This window comes from Synechococcus sp. 65AY6A5 (assembly GCF_002760415.1).
In the GTDB taxonomy this organism is placed as follows: Bacteria; Cyanobacteriota; Cyanobacteriia; order Thermostichales; family Thermostichaceae; genus Thermostichus.
Genome location: NZ_AXUW01000002.1, coordinates 331,556 through 349,059, shown reverse-complemented (window position 1 = coordinate 349,059; position 17,504 = coordinate 331,556). Strand labels below are relative to the sequence as shown.

At 60.8% G+C, this 17,504-nt stretch carries 14 protein-coding genes, 1 tRNA gene and 1 pseudogene; 7 read left to right on the top strand and 9 right to left on the bottom strand.

All coding sequences use genetic code 11. From position 1 onward, the window contains the following. From SYN65AY6A5_RS14600 to SYN65AY6A5_RS13325, 4 genes and pseudogenes are all read left to right on the top strand, one after another. Window positions 1–174: pseudogene (locus tag SYN65AY6A5_RS14600) on the top strand (RNA-guided endonuclease TnpB family protein); the annotation flags it as partial. A gap of 271 nt (window positions 175–445) precedes the next feature. Then, on the top strand, window positions 446–1,282 hold the full coding sequence (gene bchL / locus SYN65AY6A5_RS13335) for a ferredoxin:protochlorophyllide reductase (ATP-dependent) iron-sulfur ATP-binding protein (protein WP_041439195.1): 837 nt from the start codon (window positions 446–448) through the stop codon (window positions 1,280–1,282). A gap of 158 nt (window positions 1,283–1,440) precedes the next feature. Further along, complete coding sequence (locus tag SYN65AY6A5_RS13330) at window positions 1,441–2,418, top strand: protochlorophyllide reductase (RefSeq protein ID WP_011431182.1); 978 nt, start codon at window positions 1,441–1,443, stop codon at window positions 2,416–2,418. Between the two features lie 29 nt (window positions 2,419–2,447). Further along, complete coding sequence (locus SYN65AY6A5_RS13325; protein ID WP_099884722.1) at window positions 2,448–3,848, top strand: ferredoxin:protochlorophyllide reductase (ATP-dependent) subunit N; 1,401 nt, start codon at window positions 2,448–2,450, stop codon at window positions 3,846–3,848. Here SYN65AY6A5_RS13325 and SYN65AY6A5_RS13320 read toward each other — a convergent pair. The 4 genes from SYN65AY6A5_RS13320 to SYN65AY6A5_RS13305 all read right to left on the bottom strand — a co-directional run bounded on the left by SYN65AY6A5_RS13320 (window position 3,845) and on the right by SYN65AY6A5_RS13305 (window position 8,025). Then, a complete protein-coding gene (locus SYN65AY6A5_RS13320) occupies window positions 3,845–4,081 on the bottom strand; it encodes a hypothetical protein (protein ID WP_011431184.1) in 237 nt (78 codons plus the stop codon). The genes SYN65AY6A5_RS13325 and SYN65AY6A5_RS13320 overlap by 4 nt on opposite strands. 75 nt (window positions 4,082–4,156) lie before the next feature. Beyond that, the gene (hemL, locus tag SYN65AY6A5_RS13315) at window positions 4,157–5,467 is read right to left on the bottom strand and encodes a glutamate-1-semialdehyde 2,1-aminomutase (protein WP_011431185.1); all 1,311 of its coding nucleotides are present in this window, start codon (window positions 5,465–5,467) and stop codon (window positions 4,157–4,159) included. A gap of 78 nt (window positions 5,468–5,545) precedes the next feature. Next, window positions 5,546–6,784, bottom strand: coding sequence for a (E)-4-hydroxy-3-methylbut-2-enyl-diphosphate synthase (gene ispG, locus SYN65AY6A5_RS13310; protein WP_011431186.1), 1,239 nt, complete (start codon window positions 6,782–6,784; stop codon window positions 5,546–5,548). Window positions 6,785–7,509: 725 nt separating this feature from the next. Further along, on the bottom strand, window positions 7,510–8,025 hold the full coding sequence (locus SYN65AY6A5_RS13305) for a bifunctional nuclease family protein (protein ID WP_041438544.1): 516 nt from the start codon (window positions 8,023–8,025) through the stop codon (window positions 7,510–7,512). 65 nt (window positions 8,026–8,090) lie between these two features. Between SYN65AY6A5_RS13305 and SYN65AY6A5_RS13300 the strand changes: the two genes are divergently transcribed. Continuing rightward, complete coding sequence (locus SYN65AY6A5_RS13300; protein WP_228375307.1) at window positions 8,091–8,921, top strand: cobalt-precorrin-6A reductase; 831 nt, start codon at window positions 8,091–8,093, stop codon at window positions 8,919–8,921. Here the strand turns inward: SYN65AY6A5_RS13300 and SYN65AY6A5_RS13295 are convergent. After that, window positions 8,879–9,235, bottom strand: a complete 357-nt coding sequence (locus SYN65AY6A5_RS13295; RefSeq protein ID WP_011431189.1) for a single-stranded DNA-binding protein — start codon at window positions 9,233–9,235, stop codon at window positions 8,879–8,881. The two genes, SYN65AY6A5_RS13300 and SYN65AY6A5_RS13295, sit on opposite strands and share 43 nt — an antisense overlap. 372 nt (window positions 9,236–9,607) lie before the next feature. Here SYN65AY6A5_RS13295 and SYN65AY6A5_RS13290 point away from each other — a divergent pair, with 372 nt between their 5' ends. Beyond that, window positions 9,608–11,758, top strand: coding sequence for an NAD(P)H-quinone oxidoreductase subunit 5 (locus SYN65AY6A5_RS13290; protein WP_099812848.1), 2,151 nt, complete (start codon window positions 9,608–9,610; stop codon window positions 11,756–11,758). 492 nt (window positions 11,759–12,250) lie between these two features. Here SYN65AY6A5_RS13290 and SYN65AY6A5_RS13280 read toward each other — a convergent pair whose 3' ends face one another. Next, a complete protein-coding gene (locus SYN65AY6A5_RS13280; protein ID WP_099812846.1) occupies window positions 12,251–13,030 on the bottom strand; it encodes a response regulator transcription factor in 780 nt (259 codons plus the stop codon). A 97-nt stretch (window positions 13,031–13,127) separates the two neighbouring features. On the opposite strand from SYN65AY6A5_RS13280, the gene fni reads away from it, so the two are divergent. Then, window positions 13,128–14,204, top strand: a complete 1,077-nt coding sequence (gene fni / locus SYN65AY6A5_RS13275) for a type 2 isopentenyl-diphosphate Delta-isomerase (protein WP_041438548.1) — start codon at window positions 13,128–13,130, stop codon at window positions 14,202–14,204. A gap of 266 nt (window positions 14,205–14,470) precedes the next feature. Here fni and SYN65AY6A5_RS13270 read toward each other — a convergent pair whose 3' ends face one another. The 3 genes from SYN65AY6A5_RS13270 to SYN65AY6A5_RS13260 all read right to left on the bottom strand — a co-directional run bounded on the left by SYN65AY6A5_RS13270 (window position 14,471) and on the right by SYN65AY6A5_RS13260 (window position 17,152). Continuing rightward, window positions 14,471–16,084, bottom strand: coding sequence for a hypothetical protein (locus tag SYN65AY6A5_RS13270; protein ID WP_011431195.1), 1,614 nt, complete (start codon window positions 16,082–16,084; stop codon window positions 14,471–14,473). Window positions 16,085–16,221: 137 nt separating this feature from the next. Next, window positions 16,222–16,294: transfer RNA gene (locus SYN65AY6A5_RS13265), tRNA-Thr, on the bottom strand. A gap of 162 nt (window positions 16,295–16,456) precedes the next feature. Beyond that, window positions 16,457–17,152 (bottom strand): TPM domain-containing protein, encoded by a 696-nt coding sequence (locus SYN65AY6A5_RS13260; protein WP_011431197.1) that lies wholly within the window; start codon window positions 17,150–17,152, stop codon window positions 16,457–16,459. Window positions 17,153–17,504 lie beyond the last annotated feature (352 nt).

The following is a 17,504-nucleotide window of genomic DNA, read 5'->3' as shown; positions in this document are numbered from 1 at the left end:
CGAGATTGGCAAGGCGCTCTGGGTGTTATGCTCAGGGCTTTGCGGGATACCGCCTTTCTGTTTGGACTCCGTCCGAGTAGCGCGGTCGCGTCAGCATCGCGTAGTGACAACGGAAACGGACAGAATGCTATCGCTTCACCGCTGAGGAGTAATGCTCAGCAGTGTTCAGCGTAAATGTATCAGGACGTTTGTCGTCAGCGCTCGTCAGAGGCGAGGAGAGAGGCATCATTTGCTTTTGATCTACTTTTATACAAAAACAAAAAACAAAAGCTGATAAACAGCTAAAATCTAGCTCTAAAAATCTTTTGGACGGAATTTTGTCTGTCCAGCGATTTAGGAAACTCCTTTAACCTGTTTTAGACTTCCCTTAACTCTTCTTAACACTTCTCAGGAGGTGGATGGGCTGCCGATAATGGCCTTTGCCAGGCTTGTGGAGGAACGTGCTGTGAAGTTGGCAGTTTACGGAAAGGGTGGGATCGGCAAGTCCACCACCAGTTGCAACCTCTCGGTGGCTTTGGCCAAGCGGGGCAAAAAGGTTCTGCAGATCGGCTGTGATCCCAAGCACGACAGCACCTTCACCCTGACCGGCTTTTTGATCCCCACCATCATCGACACTCTGGAGGCCAAGGGCTACCACTACGAAGACATCTACCCGGAGGACGTGATCTACCGCGGCTATGGCGGCGTAGATTGCGTCGAGGCGGGCGGTCCACCGGCGGGGGCCGGCTGTGGCGGCTATGTGGTGGGGGAGACCGTCAAACTCCTGAAGGAGCTAAATGCTTTCGATGAATACGACGTCATTCTCTTCGACGTGCTGGGGGACGTGGTGTGCGGCGGCTTTGCTGCCCCCCTCAACTACGCCGACTACTGCGTGATCGTGACCGACAACGGCTTTGACGCCCTCTTTGCCGCCAATCGCATTGCCGCCTCGGTGCGGGAGAAGGCCAAAACCCGCAAGCTGCGGCTGGCCGGGTTGATCGGCAATCGCACCAGCAAGCGGGATCTCATCGACCAATACGTCTCGGCAGTGCCCATGCCCGTGCTCGAGGTGTTGCCACTGGTCGAGGACATTCGCATCTCGCGGGTGAAGGGCAAAACCCTCTTCGAGATGGCAGAGACGGATCCCAGCCTGGAGCCCGTCTGTCAGTACTACCTGAACATCGCCGACGAGCTGCTGGCCCGCCCGGAGGGGATCGTGCCCCGGCCTGCCGAGGATCGGGAGCTGTTTGCCCTGCTTTCGGACTTTTACAAAACCCCCGTGCGGGAGCCGGCGCTGGTGTAAGGGATCCCAAGCCTGCCAGCTTGCCGGTGTGTCTAAAAGTGAAGCAATTGTTTCGAAAAACCGTCGCAAACCTTATCAATTCGTTGTCTGGCCCGCTTTCCACTCCAAGATGGATTGTGCAGGAAATCCCTCTTGAGGACATGGCAGAGGAGTTGGATATGCAAGCACAAGCGCAACCCACCGTGGTGATTACCGGAGCTTCTTCCGGCGTCGGCCTGTATGCGGCTTTGGCTTTGGCCAAGCGGGGCTGGCACGTGGTGATGGCCTGTCGGGATCTGGACAAAGGCCGGCGGATGGCCCAGCAGGTGGGGATCCCCCAGGGCAGCTACACCTTGATGCCGATCGATCTGGCCAGCCTGGCCAGTGTGCGGCAATTTGTCGAGCAATTTCGCCAGTCGGGCCGCTCTCTGGATGCCCTGGTGTGCAACGCCGCCATCTACATGCCCTTGCTCAAGCAGCCCCTGCGCAGCCCGGAGGGCTATGAGCTGACCATGGCCACCAACCACCTGGGGCACTTCTTGCTCTGCCATTTGATGCTGGAGGATCTGAAGCGCTCCACTTACCCGGATCGGCGGCTGGTGATCTTGGGCACCGTCACCCACAACCCCAAGGAGCTGGGGGGCAAGATCCCGCCCCAACCCCACCTGGGGGATCTGCGGGGTTTTGCCCAGGGTTTCAAGGAGCCGATCAGCATGGCCGATGGCGGCAAGTTCGATCCCGTCAAGGCCTACAAAGACAGCAAAGTCTGCAACATCCTCACCATGCGGGAGCTGCACCGCCGCTTCCACGAGAGCACCGGCATCACCTTCCTCTCCCTCTACCCCGGCTGCGTGGCGGAAACAGGCCTCTTCCGCCATCACTATCCCCTGTTCCAAAAGCTCTTCCCCTGGTTTCAAAAAAACATCACCGGTGGCTATGTCTCCCAGGAGCTGGCCGGCGAGCGGGTGGCCCAGGTGGTGGCGGATCCCGAGTTTCGCCAGTCAGGGTTCTACTGGAGCTGGGGCAACCGGCAACGCAAGAATGCCAAGCCCTTTAACCAAGAAGTCTCGGACGAAGCAGGGGACGAGGCCAAGGCCAAGCTGCTCTGGGATCTGAGCGAAAAATTGGTGGGCGTGCCCCAGTTGGTCGCCCTCTAGCTTGACAAACCCTTTTCTAGGAGCCGACGATGACTGCTGCTGTGGATACTTCCAATACCCTCCACTTTCAATGCGAGACCGGCAACTACCACACCTTCTGCCCGATTAGTTGCGTGGCCTGGCTCTACCCCAAAATCGAAGACAGCTTCTTTTTGGTGATCGGCACCAAGACCTGTGGCTACTTTTTGCAAAATGCCATGGGGGTGATGATCTTCGCCGAGCCGCGCTATGCCATGGCCGAGCTGGAAGAGGGAGATATCAGCGCCAAGCTCAACGACTACGAGGAGCTGAAGCGGCTGTGCCTGCAAATCCAGCGGGATCGCAACCCCAGCGTCATCGTCTGGATCGGCACCTGCACCACCGAGATCATCAAAATGGATCTGGAGGGCCTGGCACAGAAGCTAGAGGCCGAGATCAGCATCCCGATTGTGGTGGCGCGGGCCAACGGCCTCGACTACGCCTTTACCCAGGGGGAAGACACGGTGTTGGCTTCCATGGCCCAGCGCTGCCCGGAGCAGGTGCAGGAAGAGGAGCGGGAGACGCGGGGCGGCCTGCAGGCCCTTTTCTACGGGCTGCGCTCCGGCAAAAAGAAAGAGGAAGAGGGCTTCCACCCCCACCCGCCGCTGGTCATCTTCGGCTCCGTGCCGGATCCGGTGGTTACCCAACTCACTCTGGAGCTGAAAAAATACGGGATCCGCGTCTCCGGCTGGCTGCCGGCCAAGCGCTACGGGGAGCTGCCGGCCATCGAGCCGGGCACCCATGTGGTGGGGGTGAATCCTTTCCTCAGCCGCACCGCCACCACGCTGGTGCGCCGCAAAAAGGCCAAGCTCATCCCTGCTCCTTTTCCCATCGGGCCAGATGGCACCCGCGCCTGGATCGAAGCCATTGCCCGCGAGCTGGGGATCCCGACTCCAGGCCTGGCAGAGCGGGAAGCGGAAGTGTGGCGCCACCCCCAAGTTCAAGAGTACCTGGGCCTGCTGCGGGGCAAGAGCGTCTTCTTCATGGGGGATAACCTGCTGGAGGTCTCCCTGGCCCGCTTCCTGGTGCGCTGCGGCATGACGGTGCAGGAAATCGGGATCCCTTACCTCGACAAGCGCTACCAAGCCGCCGAGCTGGCCCTCTTGGAGCGCACCTGCGAGGAGATGGGGGTGCCCAAGCCCACCCTGGTGGAGAAGCCGGATAACTACCACCAACTGCAGCGCATCAAAGCCCTGCAGCCGGATCTGGTGATCACGGGCATGGCCCACGCCAACCCCCTCGAGGCCCGCGGCATCACCACCAAATGGTCGGTGGAGTTTACCTTTGCCCCGATCCACGGCTTCGGCAACACCCAGGCGCTGCTGGAGTTGGTCACCCGCCCGCTGCGGCGCAACGCCGCCCTCAAAGGCTTGGGCTGGGAACAGTTGGTACGCGAAGAAGCTTCTGTCTAGCCCTCTGGCTCCTCGTTGTCGAAGAGCAAGCCGTCCAGGTGATCCGGAAGTTGCTGCCGGTCGATCCAGACCATGCCCGCCAAAATCGCCTCGGCCTCATTTTGGAAGTAGCCGTAGGCTTTGGCAGCAGGCTCCACTGAGCCATCCTGACGTAGCCGCTGGCAGCAAAAGATAAACCCCTTGTCGGTAGTTTGGGTGGTGATGCGCCAGTTGCGGTGGATGTGCTCGGCCATGGTCGGGGATCCCAATGCAGCAAGGGAGCTCCCTCACCCCCAACCCCTCTCTCAAGGGGAGAGGGGAGAAAAACCCTAGAGCGTGCGCAGCACCTCTCGCGCTGCCTCTAGGGTTCTCTCCACATCGGCCTCGGTGTGGGCCAGGGAAGTGAAGCCGGCCTCAAATTGCGAGGGCGCCAGATACACCCCCCGCTCCAGCATGCCGCGGTGGAAGCGGGCAAACTTCTGCAAATCCGAGCGCTTGGCCTCCTCGTAGTTGCGCACCGGGCCGGCGGTGAAGAAAAAGCCGAACATGCCGGGCAAATAGCCCCCGCACATCTCATGACCGGTCTCTTGTGCAATCTGCAGCAGCCCCGTCGCCAACTGCTCGGTAATCCGCTCCAGATACTCATAGGTACCGGGTCGGCGCAAGATGTCCAGAGTGTGGATCCCGGCCGTCATGGCCAGGGGGTTGCCGGAGAGGGTGCCCGCCTGGTACATGGGCCCCGCCGGCGCCACCATCTCCATAATCTCCCGCCGACCGCCGTAGGCCCCCACCGGCAGGCCGCCGCCGATCACCTTGCCCAGGGTGGTCAAATCGGGGATGACGCCAAACTTGGCCTGCACGCCGCCGTAGCTGATGCGAAAGCCGGTCATCACCTCGTCAAACACCAGCAGGGCGCCATACTTTTGCGTCAGCTCCCGCAAACCCTCCAAAAAGCCCGGCTGCGGGGGAATGAAGCCGGCATTGCCCACCACCGGCTCCAGGATCACGCCGGCAATGGAGTCGGGATACTGCTCAAACAGAGCCTTGACTGCCTCTAGGTCGTTGTAGGGGGCGGTCAGCGTGGCACTGGTGGCAGCCTTGGGCACCCCCGGCGAATCTGGCAGGCCCAGCGTGGCTACCCCCGAGCCGGCCTTGACCAAAAACATGTCCGCATGGCCGTGGTAGCAGCCCTCGAACTTGATCACCTTTTCCCGCCCGGTGTAGGCCCGCATCAGGCGCAGCGCCGCCATGCAGGCTTCGGTGCCGGAGTTGACAAAGCGCACCATCTCCACGCTGGGCACCGCCTCGATCACCCGCTCGGCCAGCTCGTTTTCCAAAACGCAAGGGGCGCCAAAGCTGGTGCCTTTCTCCAGGGCCCGCCGCAACGCCTCGATCACCTCGGGGTGGGCGTGGCCGACAATCGCCGGCCCCCAACTGCCGATGTAGTCGATGTACTGGTTGCCATCCACATCCCAGGCGTAGGCGCCGGCAACGCGGTCGAAGACGACGGGATCCCCGCCCACCGACTTAAAGGCACGCACCGGAGAGCTGACGCCCCCCGGCATAAGCTGCTGCGCCCGTGCAAAGATCTGCCTGGAGCGGCTGGTGTTAAACGAGCGAGTGGGGAGAGTGCTGGTCATACTGGGAGCTGTTCAACGCATCTTCTAGGCTAGCAGGCAAGGAGACCTGCTGGTGGACTGCTGCCCTCTCTTTTGGTTTTAGTTACTTGGGCTTCCTTCTGGGGGATCCACCCACCGCCCATCGGCTTTGATGAGCTCGATCAGCGCCTGGACGCCCTCCGACTCGGGCACCTTCTTCACCTCCTCCTTTCCGCGGTAGAGGGAGATGTAGCCGGGGGTTTTCCCCACATAGCCGTAGTCGGCGTCGGCCATTTCCCCCGGCCCGTTGACGATGCAGCCCATGACGGCAATGTCGAGGCCCACCAGGTGCTGGGTTGCGGCCCGCACCTTCTGCAGTACTTCCTCCAAGTTGAAGAGGGTGCGGCCACAGGAGGGGCAGGCCACATATTCCACCATGGTTTTGCGCAGGTTGAGGGCCTGCAAGATGCCGTAGGCCACCGGGATCTCTTTTTCCGGGGCTTCGGTTAGGGAAACCCGAATGGTGTCACCGATCCCCTCGGCCAGAAGCGTCCCGATCCCCACTGCCGATTTGATGCGGCCATATTCTCCATCGCCGGCCTCGGTCACCCCCAAGTGGAAGGGGTAGTTCAGGCCCAAGGCATCGAAGCGGCGGGCCGCCAGCCGGTAGGCCGCCAACATCACCTGCGGACGGGAAGCTTTGAAGGAAAGAACTACGTTGTGGAAGTCTTGCTCGGCGCAAATCTCGGCATATTCTAGGGCCGACTCCACCATGCCCTCTGGAGTGTCTCCATACATGAAGAGCATGCGCTCGGCCAGGGATCCGTGGTTGACGCCGATGCGCAGGGCTTTGTTCTGAGCTTTGAGGGTCTGCACCAGGGGGGTGAAGGTTTCGCGGATCTTATTGCGGATGGCCTCCAGTTCGGCTTGGGTGTACTCGGTGCGACCGGGCTGCGGCTTTTCCAGGACGAACAGACCCGGGTTGATGCGCACCTTGTCCACGTATTGGGCGACCTCCAGGGCGATCTTGATGCCGTTGTGGTGGACATCGGCCACCAGCGGCACCGGCTTGTAGGTTTGGATCAGCTTGCTCCGAATCGCCTCCATCGCCTTGGCATGGGCCATGCTGGGAACGGTAACCCGCACGATCTCCGAGCCCGCCTCGTGCAGACGACGGATGGCCGCCACCGCCGCATCGATGTCGAGAGTGTCTTCGTTGATCATGGACTGCACCACCACCGGGTGCTGGCTGCCGATCAACACGTTGCCTACGGCTACGGTGCGGGTAGGACGACGGGGGTAGACCGGTTCTGGGTAGGGCTGCTGAGAGGGCGCGTTGGGCCGATCTAGAGTCTGCATGGCTTGCTAAAAAAGGGCTGCTCTAGCTTGATTGTAGGCCGAAATGCCAGCAAGACCGAGGATCTCCCCGCTTGGCCCACAGCTCCGACCCCCCGGCTTTGGCTAAAAAGCGCGGCACAGGTCTAGGGGTAGAAGGCGCAAACGAGCTGACTTCTCGGACAAATGGCGCAATAAAGAAAAGTCAAGCCAATCAACTGCCCCAGGGGAGCAGGATCACTCTCGATGAAGCCGTCCTAGCCGCACAAGCCGCACAATTTGCTAGAAACTAGGGTGTCGGTACTCCCTTTGTCAAGCTGGGCAAACTCCCCTGCCATTCTTGCCAGGGGGACGGTGGCTTTGAAGCAAGCCCGCCTGCCTTGGACGGCAACAGGGTGTCAAAGCAAAACACCCTGAGTTCCAAGATGAGCCGTATGCACCTGGGAGCTCTAGAGGGAGAGAGAGCAATCCCCGGTTAGCGGTATAACCTCGGTCTCAAAGGTTTCTAGAGAAATCCCTCCGCACGAGCAGGCAGCGTTTTGGCTAGGGCCGATAAGCAGGAATTAAAATGCTCCCCTTGGGCTGGCGCGAGGGCGTCCTTTGCGGCCAAGTCTGAGGTGGAGGCAAGCCGCCCCTGAAAACGGCACTCAAGGGCCTAGGGGAACTGTCTACAGGGAAAGAGGCAACTGCCGGCGCTGAGGGTGCTCTTGGAGCCGCTCAGCATCTGTCCTAGCGGAGAAGACAGGGCTTCAGCCATCCGATTCCGTGGGCTGATCCCTGAGGAGGTGGCTGCGAATAAAGTCTTTGGGCGTCACGCTTTCCACAAACTTATGGAAGGCCTCCCGCTCTGCCTCGTCGGCATCTTGGTTCATCGGGATCGAAGCTTCCGCAATCACCTCTTCTACGGTCCAGATGGGGGCATGGGCCCGCAAGGCAAGGGCAATGGCATCGCTGGGGCGGCAGTCGATCTCCTGCTTTTTATCGCCGCAGACTGTAACAAGCACTGCATAGAAGGTGTTGTCCAGCAGCGCGTGGATGATAACCCGCTCCAGCTTGATCCCCCAAGCTTTCCAGGAGTTCAGAATAAGGTCGTGGGTCATGGGGCGGAGGGGCTTTTGGTCGTCCAGCGCCTGCAGAATGGCGTTGGCCTCCGCTCTTCCTACCCAGATGGGTAGGGCACGCCGCTCATGGGTATCGCGCAAGATGACAATGGGAGCCTGGTTGACAGCGTCGACCGCGATCCCAGCCACATGCATCTCGATCATGAGCACTCGCCTCCAGCCTTCAGACCTCGATCGTATCCACTGGTAGCAAACTTTGGCAACACAGCATGGGCTCGGTTCGTACATCACTTGAAGTGGCCCTCATCGGTGGCACCAGCGAAAGCCGCAGCTTGGCCCACGTCCTCAGCCATGAGGGGATCCCTTGGATAGCCACCGTCACCACCGAGGGCGGAAGAAGGCTGTATCGGGATCTGCCCGGCCAGGTGGTGGTGACGCGATTTTCGCCGCCATCTTTGGCACAATTCCTACAGGAACACGGGATCCGCGTGCTGGTAGATGCTTCCCATCCCTTCGCCCAGGAGATCTCGCAACTGGCCATGCAGGTGACCGCCCAACTGGGGATCCCCTACCTGCGCTACGAGCGCCCCCCGGTGGCGTTGGATCCCTGGGTACAGGTGGCGCCGGACTGGCAGGCGGTGCTCACGGATGGCGTACTGGCGGGGCGGCGGGTGCTGCTGACGGTGGGGGTGAAGGCATTGCCCCTGTTTGGGCCCTGGCAGGATCGCTGCCAACTGTGGGCGCGGGTGCTGCCGGAGTCGGTTCCCCAAGCGGTGCAAGCCGGGATCCCTGCCGAGCGGGTGATCGGAATGCGCCTGCCCCTCAGCTTTGAGCAGGAACTGCGGCTTTGGCAGAGTCTAGATCCTCAGGTAGTCATCAGCAAGGAGTCTGGAGAAGCGGGTGGGCTGGCCGTCAAGCAGGCAGTGGCCAAAACCCTGGGGATCCCGCTGTGGGTCATCCGGCGGCCACCCTTGCGCTATCCCTGGTGCAGCCAGGATTTGACAGCGGTGGTGCAGGAGTGCAAGCGCCGACTGGCCAGAGCTCACGCTCAAACAAATCAAAACGGCTCCTCGGCGGGCAGGTCAGCCTCCCGGTCTTGACGGGATCCCAGGAGTTCGAGGCGATCTACGGCAATGACGGGTCTTTGGCGATCCTCACCGGTGGATTTGTCTTTCCAGCGATCGAACTTGAGGCTGCCGGTTACCCCAATGAGGCTGCCCTTGCGCACATATTCTCCGGCCACCTCGGCGGTGCGCCCCCACAGCTCTAGGTTGAACCAATCGGGCTTGTCTTCGCCTTTGCGGAAGCGGTTCACCGCCAAGCTAAAGGTACACACCACCCTGCCCGACTCAAAGTAGCGCACCTCCGGATCCATGCCGGCTCGCCCCACCAAGGTCACCAAGTTCAGGCTCATGGGCTTTTCTCCAGACAGTCTGCAGCTTTCAGCCTTTAGTTGTAGCGCTTGCAAGGGATCCCTGTCATCTTGGCAACGACAGTCTCAGCCGATCCCGTCAGCGGGCCGTAGGCCTTGCGGATCTGAGCTGGGGGAGAGTTTTCAGGATATCTCCCGATTCTCCTGCGGGGATCTCGGTTGATCGGGAAGAAGAATCTTTGCTCTCATGGACTGGGTGGTTGCAGGGGGGGCGCTGATCGTGTTGCAAAGATTTACAATATCAGAAGCTCCAGAGCACCTGCCGGCCTAGGCCCCTGATCCCGACAGACAGATTGCCACCGGCCAGCAAGAAGGGCTCATCACTGCAAGAGGACGCATTCAGCACCAGTTCCTATGGAATTCATCTACGCATACGCCTGGTTGATCCCCGTTTATCCGTTGGTGGCGGCTTTTTTACTCGGCTTGGGCATTTTGCTGTTCAATGCCTGGACAAGGGCCAACCGCTCTCTGGCCGCCTTCTTGAGCGTGTTCGCGACGGGAACGGCGATGGTTCACGCCTTTGCCCTCTTGGCCGGCCAAGTGCAGGGCCATGAGACCGTTCTCAAAACCCTCACCTGGGCTCAGGCGGGCTCCTTCTCCCTGGACATGGGCTTTGTGGTGGATCACTTGAGCGCCATGATGCTGGTGGTGGTAACCACGGTGGCCTTTCTGGTGCAGATCTACTCCGACGGCTACATGGCCCACGACCCTGGCTATGTGCGTTTCTACGCCTACCTGAGCCTGTTTGCCTCCTCGATGCTGGGCCTGGTGGTCAGCCCCAACCTGGTGCAAATCTATGTCTTCTGGGAGCTGGTGGGGATGTGCTCCTACCTGCTGATTGGCTTTTGGTACGAGCGGCAGGCAGCGGCGGAGGCAGCCCAGAAGGCGTTTGTCGTCAACCGGGTGGGGGACTTTGGGCTGTTGCTGGGCATTTTGGGCTTCTACTGGATTTCCGGCACGTTTGGGTTCGAGGAGCTGGCTCGCAATGTGGAGCAGATGGTGGCCAACGGCGCGGTGAGCAGCAGCTTGGTTGCCCTGTTTGCGGTGTTGGTGTTCTTGGGCCCGGTGGCCAAGTCGGCCCAGTTCCCGCTGCACGTGTGGCTGCCGGATGCCATGGAAGGCCCCACGCCCATTTCGGCCCTCATCCACGCAGCCACGATGGTGGCCGCCGGGGTGTTCCTGTTGGCGCGCATGTTCCCGCTGCTGGAAGGGATCCCACCAGTCATGGACCTCATCGCCTGGACAGGGGCGGGCACGGCCTTTTTGGGGGCCAGCATTGCCATCACCCAAAACGACATCAAAAAGGGCCTGGCCTACTCCACCATTTCCCAGCTGGGCTACATGGTCATGGCCATGGGATCCGGTGCCTATGGGGCAAGCTTGTTCCACCTGATGACCCACGCCTACTTCAAGGCGCTGCTCTTCTTGGGCTCTGGCTCTGTAATTCATGGCATGGAGGCGGTGGTGGGCCACGACCCGGTCTTGGCCCAGGACATGCGCCTGATGGGAGGGCTGCGCAAGTTCATGCCCGTTACGGCCTTCACGTTTTTGATCGGCACGCTGGCCATCTGTGGGATCCCGCCCTTTGCCGGCTTTTGGTCTAAAGATGAGATTTTGGCCGCGGTTTTTGAGCGCAACCCGGCCCTCTGGGGGGTGGGCTTCCTCACGGCGGGGATCACCGCCTTCTACATGTTCCGCATCTACTTCCTCACCTTTGAAGGGGAGTTTCGCGGCACCAACCTGAAGCTGCGGCAGGAGGTGGCCGTCAGCCAAGGCCGACCGGTGCCGGCTTTTGCCTACGCGTTTGCCGGGAAAGAGGCGGCCTATGGTCCCGGAGCCATGAACATTTACGAAAAGCCCCAGCCCAGCAGCCATCCCGAAGCTGGGGGAGAGGGACACGAAGGGCATGGCCACGCTGCCGAGCCGCATGAATCTCCGGCATCGATGACGATTCCGCTGGTGGCGCTGGCCGTTCCTTCCGTGCTGATCGGCTTGGTGGGCACTCCCTTTGCCAACTTCTTCGAGGCTTTCATCCATGCGCCTGGTGAGTCTGCAGCAGAAACTGGTTGGGCCCAGGTGGCCGCCGAGTGGCAAGCGGTGCTGGCCGGCCACTTCGATTGGGCAGAGTTTCTGATCATGGCGGGCAGCTCGGTGGGCATTGGGCTGATCGGCATTGCCCTGGCGGGTCTTATCTACTGGCAAAAACGTATTGATCCCAGCACCTTCCCCCAAAGTCTGCAACCCCTGTACTACTTCTCCCTCAACAAGTGGTACATTGACGACCTCTACGAGCGGGTCTTTGTGCGGGGCACCCGCTTTGTGGCGCGGGAGGCCTTGGAGGTGGACAGCCGCATTGTGGATGGGGTGGTCAACTTGACGGGCCTGGCGACCATGGTCGGCGGCGAAGTGATGAAATATCTGGAGAACGGCAAGGCGCAGTTTTACGCTTTGATCATCTTTGCGGCGGTGGTGGTGATGGTGGTGCTTTCTGGGGTTGGGGTCTAGCCCAGGAGCTCGGTTGCTGCTGATCAAGGTTTTGCCATCAGCAGTAAACTAACCGGCTCCGACCGCCCCCCTCAATCCCCTCGTATACGGGGGGCAGGGGGGCCGGGGGGCAAGTCTTCCAAGGCAATAGGACTGTTGGTTGCCTGCGCCCTACAAACAATCGCTTTGGAGAGGCAGTGATTCACCCAAGCCTGAGAGCGTCTCTCCCTGCCAGACAGCCGCTGAGCGACCGAAGTACACGCGCCCTTGTCATTCGACTCTCCGCACAACACCGGAGCGCACCCTGCATTGCACAGTTTCTCGGATGCCACCCCGCCACTGTCCTCAACGACCTCAAGCGAGGGCAACAGCGTTGCTGCGATGGGCTTGCGGACGGCAAAGCACTTGGCGCTCCCCCAAAAGTTACCCCTGGGGTGAAGGCTTACCTTGTCACCCTGCCTGCCGAAAACTGCATCTAGGCAGCCACGCAACTGCAAGTGCATCTCTTCACACTCACCCGACACTTGAAGCAGCTCTACGGCGCCGCTGTTGAGGCCCAGATCCTGGGGCAGTTGCGCCAGCAGCTCGACTCGGCTGCTGCAAGGGAGGAGGCGGCTCTATGCCGAAGCTGTAGCCCACCTGGCGCACAGTGTGAATGAGGCGGGGTTGGTGCGGATCGCGCTCCAGTTTCTTGCGCAGGGAGAGGATGTGGGTATCGATGGTGCGGGGGTTGGCGGTGGAATCGGGCCAAGCCCGCTCCAGCAGCTCCTGCCGCGAGAGAGGATCCCCATCGGCCTGGATCAGCACCATCAGCAAGCTAAACTCCTGCGGGGTGAGGTCGATGCCTTGGCCGGCCAGGGTGACGCGCCGCTGCACCAGGTCGATTTTCAGATCCCCATACTGCAGGAAGGTGGGGGGAAGGCTGCGCCGCAGCCGACGGGTCAGGGCCTGAATGTGAGCATCCAGAAGGGGCAGACTAAGGGGCTTGGTGAGGTAGTCGTCTGCGCCTGCCTTCAGCCAAGCGATGATGTCGGCTTCCGCTCCCTGTTGGGAGAGGAGCAAGATCAACACATCGCAATGGCGATGCGCCCACCGGCATAGTTGGAGTCCGGCACGGCTGGACAGCTCCGCATCCAAAATTAAGAGGTGGACAGGCTGCTGTTGCAGCAGGGTTTTGGCTTGGCGAATGGTCTCCGCTTCCCAAACCCGGTGCCGTGCCTGTTGCAGATGCCAACCCAGCAAGCTGCGCAGATGAGGGTTGCCTTCTGCCAGCAAGATGTGCAAAGGTTGCATGGCTACTAGGTTGGATCCCGCCCTCATCATAGACAGCGGGCCACCTTCGGACAATGTTGTTCGCCCGCTACCGGTTGGACAGCCCTCTATCCAGACCATGGCCGATTCTCCATCCCCTATCTCCGAACGTAAGCAGGATCACCTGGACATTGTTTTGCGGCAGGACGTAAACGCCAGAGGGATCCGCACCGGATTTGAGCGGTTTTTCTTCGAGCACGTGGCGCTGCCGGAGCTGCTGCTGCCCGAGATCGATCTCAGTTGCCAGTTTCTGGGAAAACGCCTGCAGGCCCCTCTGCTGATTAGCAGCATGACCGGGGGGACAGACACTGCCCGGGAGCTAAACCTGTACCTGGCGGCTGCCGCTCAAGAGCTGGGCATTGCCATGGGGGTGGGATCCCAGCGGGCAGCTTTAGAACACCCGGAGCTGGCCCAGACTTACCAGGTGCGCCCAGTGGCTCCGGATATTCTGCTTTTGGCCAACCTGGGCGCTGTGCAGCTCAACTACGGCTATGGCCTGGAGCAGGCGCGACGGGCAGTGGAGATGATCGAGGCAGATGCGCTGATTTTGCACCTCAACCCGCTGCAGGAGGCGGTTCAGCCCCAGGGGGATCCCGACTGGCGCAACCTCTATCGCCGCATCGAGCAGTTGGTGAACCAGTTGCCGGTGCCGGTGCTGGTCAAGGAAGTGGGCAATGGCCTCAGCGCCCAAGTAGCCCGGCGGCTGGCCGAGTGTGGCGTGGCCGCCCTAGATGTGGCTGGGGCAGGGGGGACGAGCTGGAGCGAGGTGGAAGCCCATCGCCAGACCGATCCCCTCCAGAAACGCATTGCCCACAGCTTCCGGGACTGGGGGATCCCAACCGCCTTGGCCCTGCTGGAAATCCGCCGCTTCCTGCCCAACCTGCCCCTGGTGGCCAGCGGCGGCATCCGCACCGGCATCGATGCAGCCAAAGCCATCCGCTTAGGGGCCGATGTGGTCGGCATGGCCGCTCCCGCTCTCCACGCCGTCTCCCGAGGGCGGGCCCAGGCGGTGGTGGACAGCTTCCGAGCCGTGATCGAGGAGCTGAGGATCGCCGCTTTTTGCACCGGATCGGCCAACTTGGCGCAGCTACGGCAAGCGGCTTTGCGCTGGCAAGATACCTGGGATCCGCTGCCTCCTATCATGGAAAGGGGTTGAAATCAAATTCCTAACACCTGCCACAGGCTCACCTCCAACCCCAGGACGGCCGCCCCTGCCGCACTTGCTTGCAGCTCACAGGCTACGGCGTCGGGCCTCGGGGCGATAGTTCTCCGCAAGGAGACCCCCTCTTTCTCTTTCCCTGGCAAAAAAGTGCCTCTGGAAAGGCTTGGCAAAGGATATCTCCAGCCTCAGGCTTTGAAACGCCGTCTGCGAGGCCTGGGCGGTCTTGGGATCCCTTAGCTGGGGGCTGCCCCAGGAAGCCTTTAGGGAAAGTGCAACTGTCGGCTAATGCGCACCATAGGCCCCAGGCCCAATCGGGTCGGGTTGAGCGCCTGCATCTCAAACAGGGCCAGAATGTGGCGTACCTGCAGCTCTGGCCGGTTGGAATTTACCCCCATCGCCACCACCAGGCCACAATAGCCGCCCGTCTCGCGGCAACGCCGCTCCCAGCGCCTGCGAGCTTTGGCGTGCACGGGATCGTCCTCGGGAAACTCTGCAAACAGGTGCAGGTCGCGGTTGCCCGTTTGGACAATTTCCAAGTCGTAGCGGCTGCCGGCAAAGGGATCCACCCCTGTGTTAAAACAAACACCCTGGGGCCCCCCTTCGCCGCGCAGGTTTTCGATCAATTGCTTGGCCTTGGGGCGGGAGGTGCGCACGATCACCACCGGCAGCCCTTCACCCCTTGGCACCAGCTTACTCTGGGGGAGAGGATGCCATTGCCCTGTGCGGCGCAGCGCCTCTACGGTGGCCCAGGGCAGCACGCCCAGGCTAAGCTGCGCACCCTCAGGCACCAGATCATCTCGCAGCAGGGTTTGGGTGTGCTCTTCTTCGTCTCCTTCTAGCTCCAGAAGTTCTACAGCCAAGTCGGGCAAGGTGCGCACTTGCACCGAGAGGGTTTCCCCTGGGGCCTGGGGGTTGGGAATGCGATACCGCCCCTGACAGGGTTGGAAATCCTCTTCCAGCTTGCGGCGGTACTGCTTCAAAAAACGATGCAAGGCCTCCAAAGCCACCGCCACAGCCGCCGCCTCATCTTCCTGCAAAACAACGCGCAGGCCCTCGAGAGGGTGGATGGTGCCGAAGTTCGGCTCGATTTCTTCGGGATCCAGATCGGCCAAGTCCAGGTCTGATAGCTCGTTGAGTTCGGGATTGCGAGCTTGAAAGGTGAGATAGAGACAATCTTGCCTGAGGAAGGCTTCCTCCATCTCCTCGGAAGTCTCTGGTTGGCCCGCGTCCTGGCGAAACCGTTTGAGGGAGTGCAGCGAGCGATAAAAAAGAACCCCGTACTCCATCCCCAGCCGCCCCATGACCGAGACGTAGAGGGTTTCAATATCCCAGCGATTTAGCTCGATCGCCAAGATTTGGTGATCCTCTAGATAGTCCCAGGGGGCATCTTGCCAGAGGGTGAGGGCTTTGCCGGCCAGCAGCTTCGCGTAGTTCTCCGGCAGCGGCGGCGGGATCCCCTCACTGGCCTCTGCAAAGCTCTGCAGGATCTCGTCGATTAGCGGCAATTCCGGCTGGCATTCCACTTTGATGTCCAGCTCGTGCAAAATGCCGCGCAGGAAAAACTGCACCTCCCGATCCCGCACGACGACCTTTTGCGGACGAGCCGGCAAGGCAGCATTGGGCCGCTCCATAGCCATGATCAAGGTTCGCACCATCGGCTCCAAGCCGGAGCCAGCAGGCACCACCTCCATGGCCCGCACCACGCCCTGAACGCCATCCACCCATAAAATGCACTCCCCCTCAGCCAAGCCGGCGGAGATCTGGGATCCCAGGGCTAGCGAACCTGGTAGGCGGTGGCAATCCCCTTCCCATACCGAGGACACCTGGGGCAGCTTTTGCAATCGACGAACTGTAGCGGCTGGCAGACCCGACATAGACATCTAGAGCAAACAAAGGAACAAATTGGCAGATACCCTGCGCGGGGATCTGAGGGGGTGAGGATGAAGGATCCCCCTGAAGTCAATCTAACCAAACTGCCAGAGTCAAAGCTGAGTGACTGAGCCGCCTGCCAAGCTGATGGTCAGACTCGAACTGACGACCGCTCGATTACAAGTCGAGTGCTCTACCAACTGAGCTACATCAGCAATTTAGCTCTACCGATTCTAGCATTCTCTCTTGGGAAGTTGTCCCCCAGCCGCTGGCTTGCTTCGGGGGGCAAGAGGCGGGGGATGCTTTCTTGACCCAGAGGCCCACCCCCCTCCCAGAGGGAGAGGGGAAGGGAGCTTAGCCTCAACTTGGCAGGACGGCTACTGCTGCTCCGCTGCCGGTTGGGCAATGGGGGCCAAGTAGATCACCAAGGCTCCTGCGAGAAAGCCCAGGATGTTGCGCACCAGCGGGAGCCAATCCTGGGTGCGGGTGATCACCGGGCCGATGCCGAAGGCCCCAAACAAAATGAACCACAAGGGAGAGATAAGCAAAGCCCAACGCCAGTTAAACAGCTCCTCCGCGTGGCGGGGTTTGCCGGCAAACCCGAAGACGATCCCGCCCAAGATAGAGGTGAGCAGCGTCAGGATCCACTGCTCCTGCGGCAGTCCGGGCACCACACGGCAGCCCCCTTGGTGAAAACAGCGATCCAAAACGTCAACGGTTTCCAAAATGGCGCGCTGAGTGCCGTGCTCTCGCACGTAGAACTGGTTGCCGAAGCGAGATTGCAGCTCAATCCAAAAGGTACGCGGCAGGATCTCCCGCACCGCGTCTCCCACGTTAAAGGCCAGCAAGTTGCCTCCCCTGGGATCGGCCACCATCAAAACGCTGCGCTCGTTCAGGCCCCAGTACTCTTTCACTTGGCGGCCTGGGGTTTGGTCAAACTGGGTCAGCACCCGCAGCTTCCAGCCCGTTTCTTCCTCCAACCGGTTCAGATGCTCGGCCAGTTGTGCTTCCTGATTGCTGGTCAACTGATCCGCCAAATCCAAAACCGGCACCGGCGGCTGCGGCAACTCCATCTCCACCACTGGCAAAGCAGGCTGGGCCCAGAGCGGGGATCCCCCACCTAGCCAAATCCACAGCCCCAGGCAAAAGCTTGCCCCGACGCGCAGTATCCGTTGCCATCCGATGCTCATGCTGGTTCCTCTCTTGGCTGTGATGACGAGATACTGAGAACTGGTGTTAAGAAGTATTTCAAGTTCTTACAGATCCATCATGCATCGGGACAAATCGTTTGGCCAGAGGGATCCCTTTTTCTGGGTTTTCTGAGTGGCCCCCGAAAAAGTTGGCAACAGGAACAGGCTCGTGACGCAGCGTGCTGATTTTCTGGTCAATTGCCCATCCAGAGGGCATACTGGTGGCAACAATTTT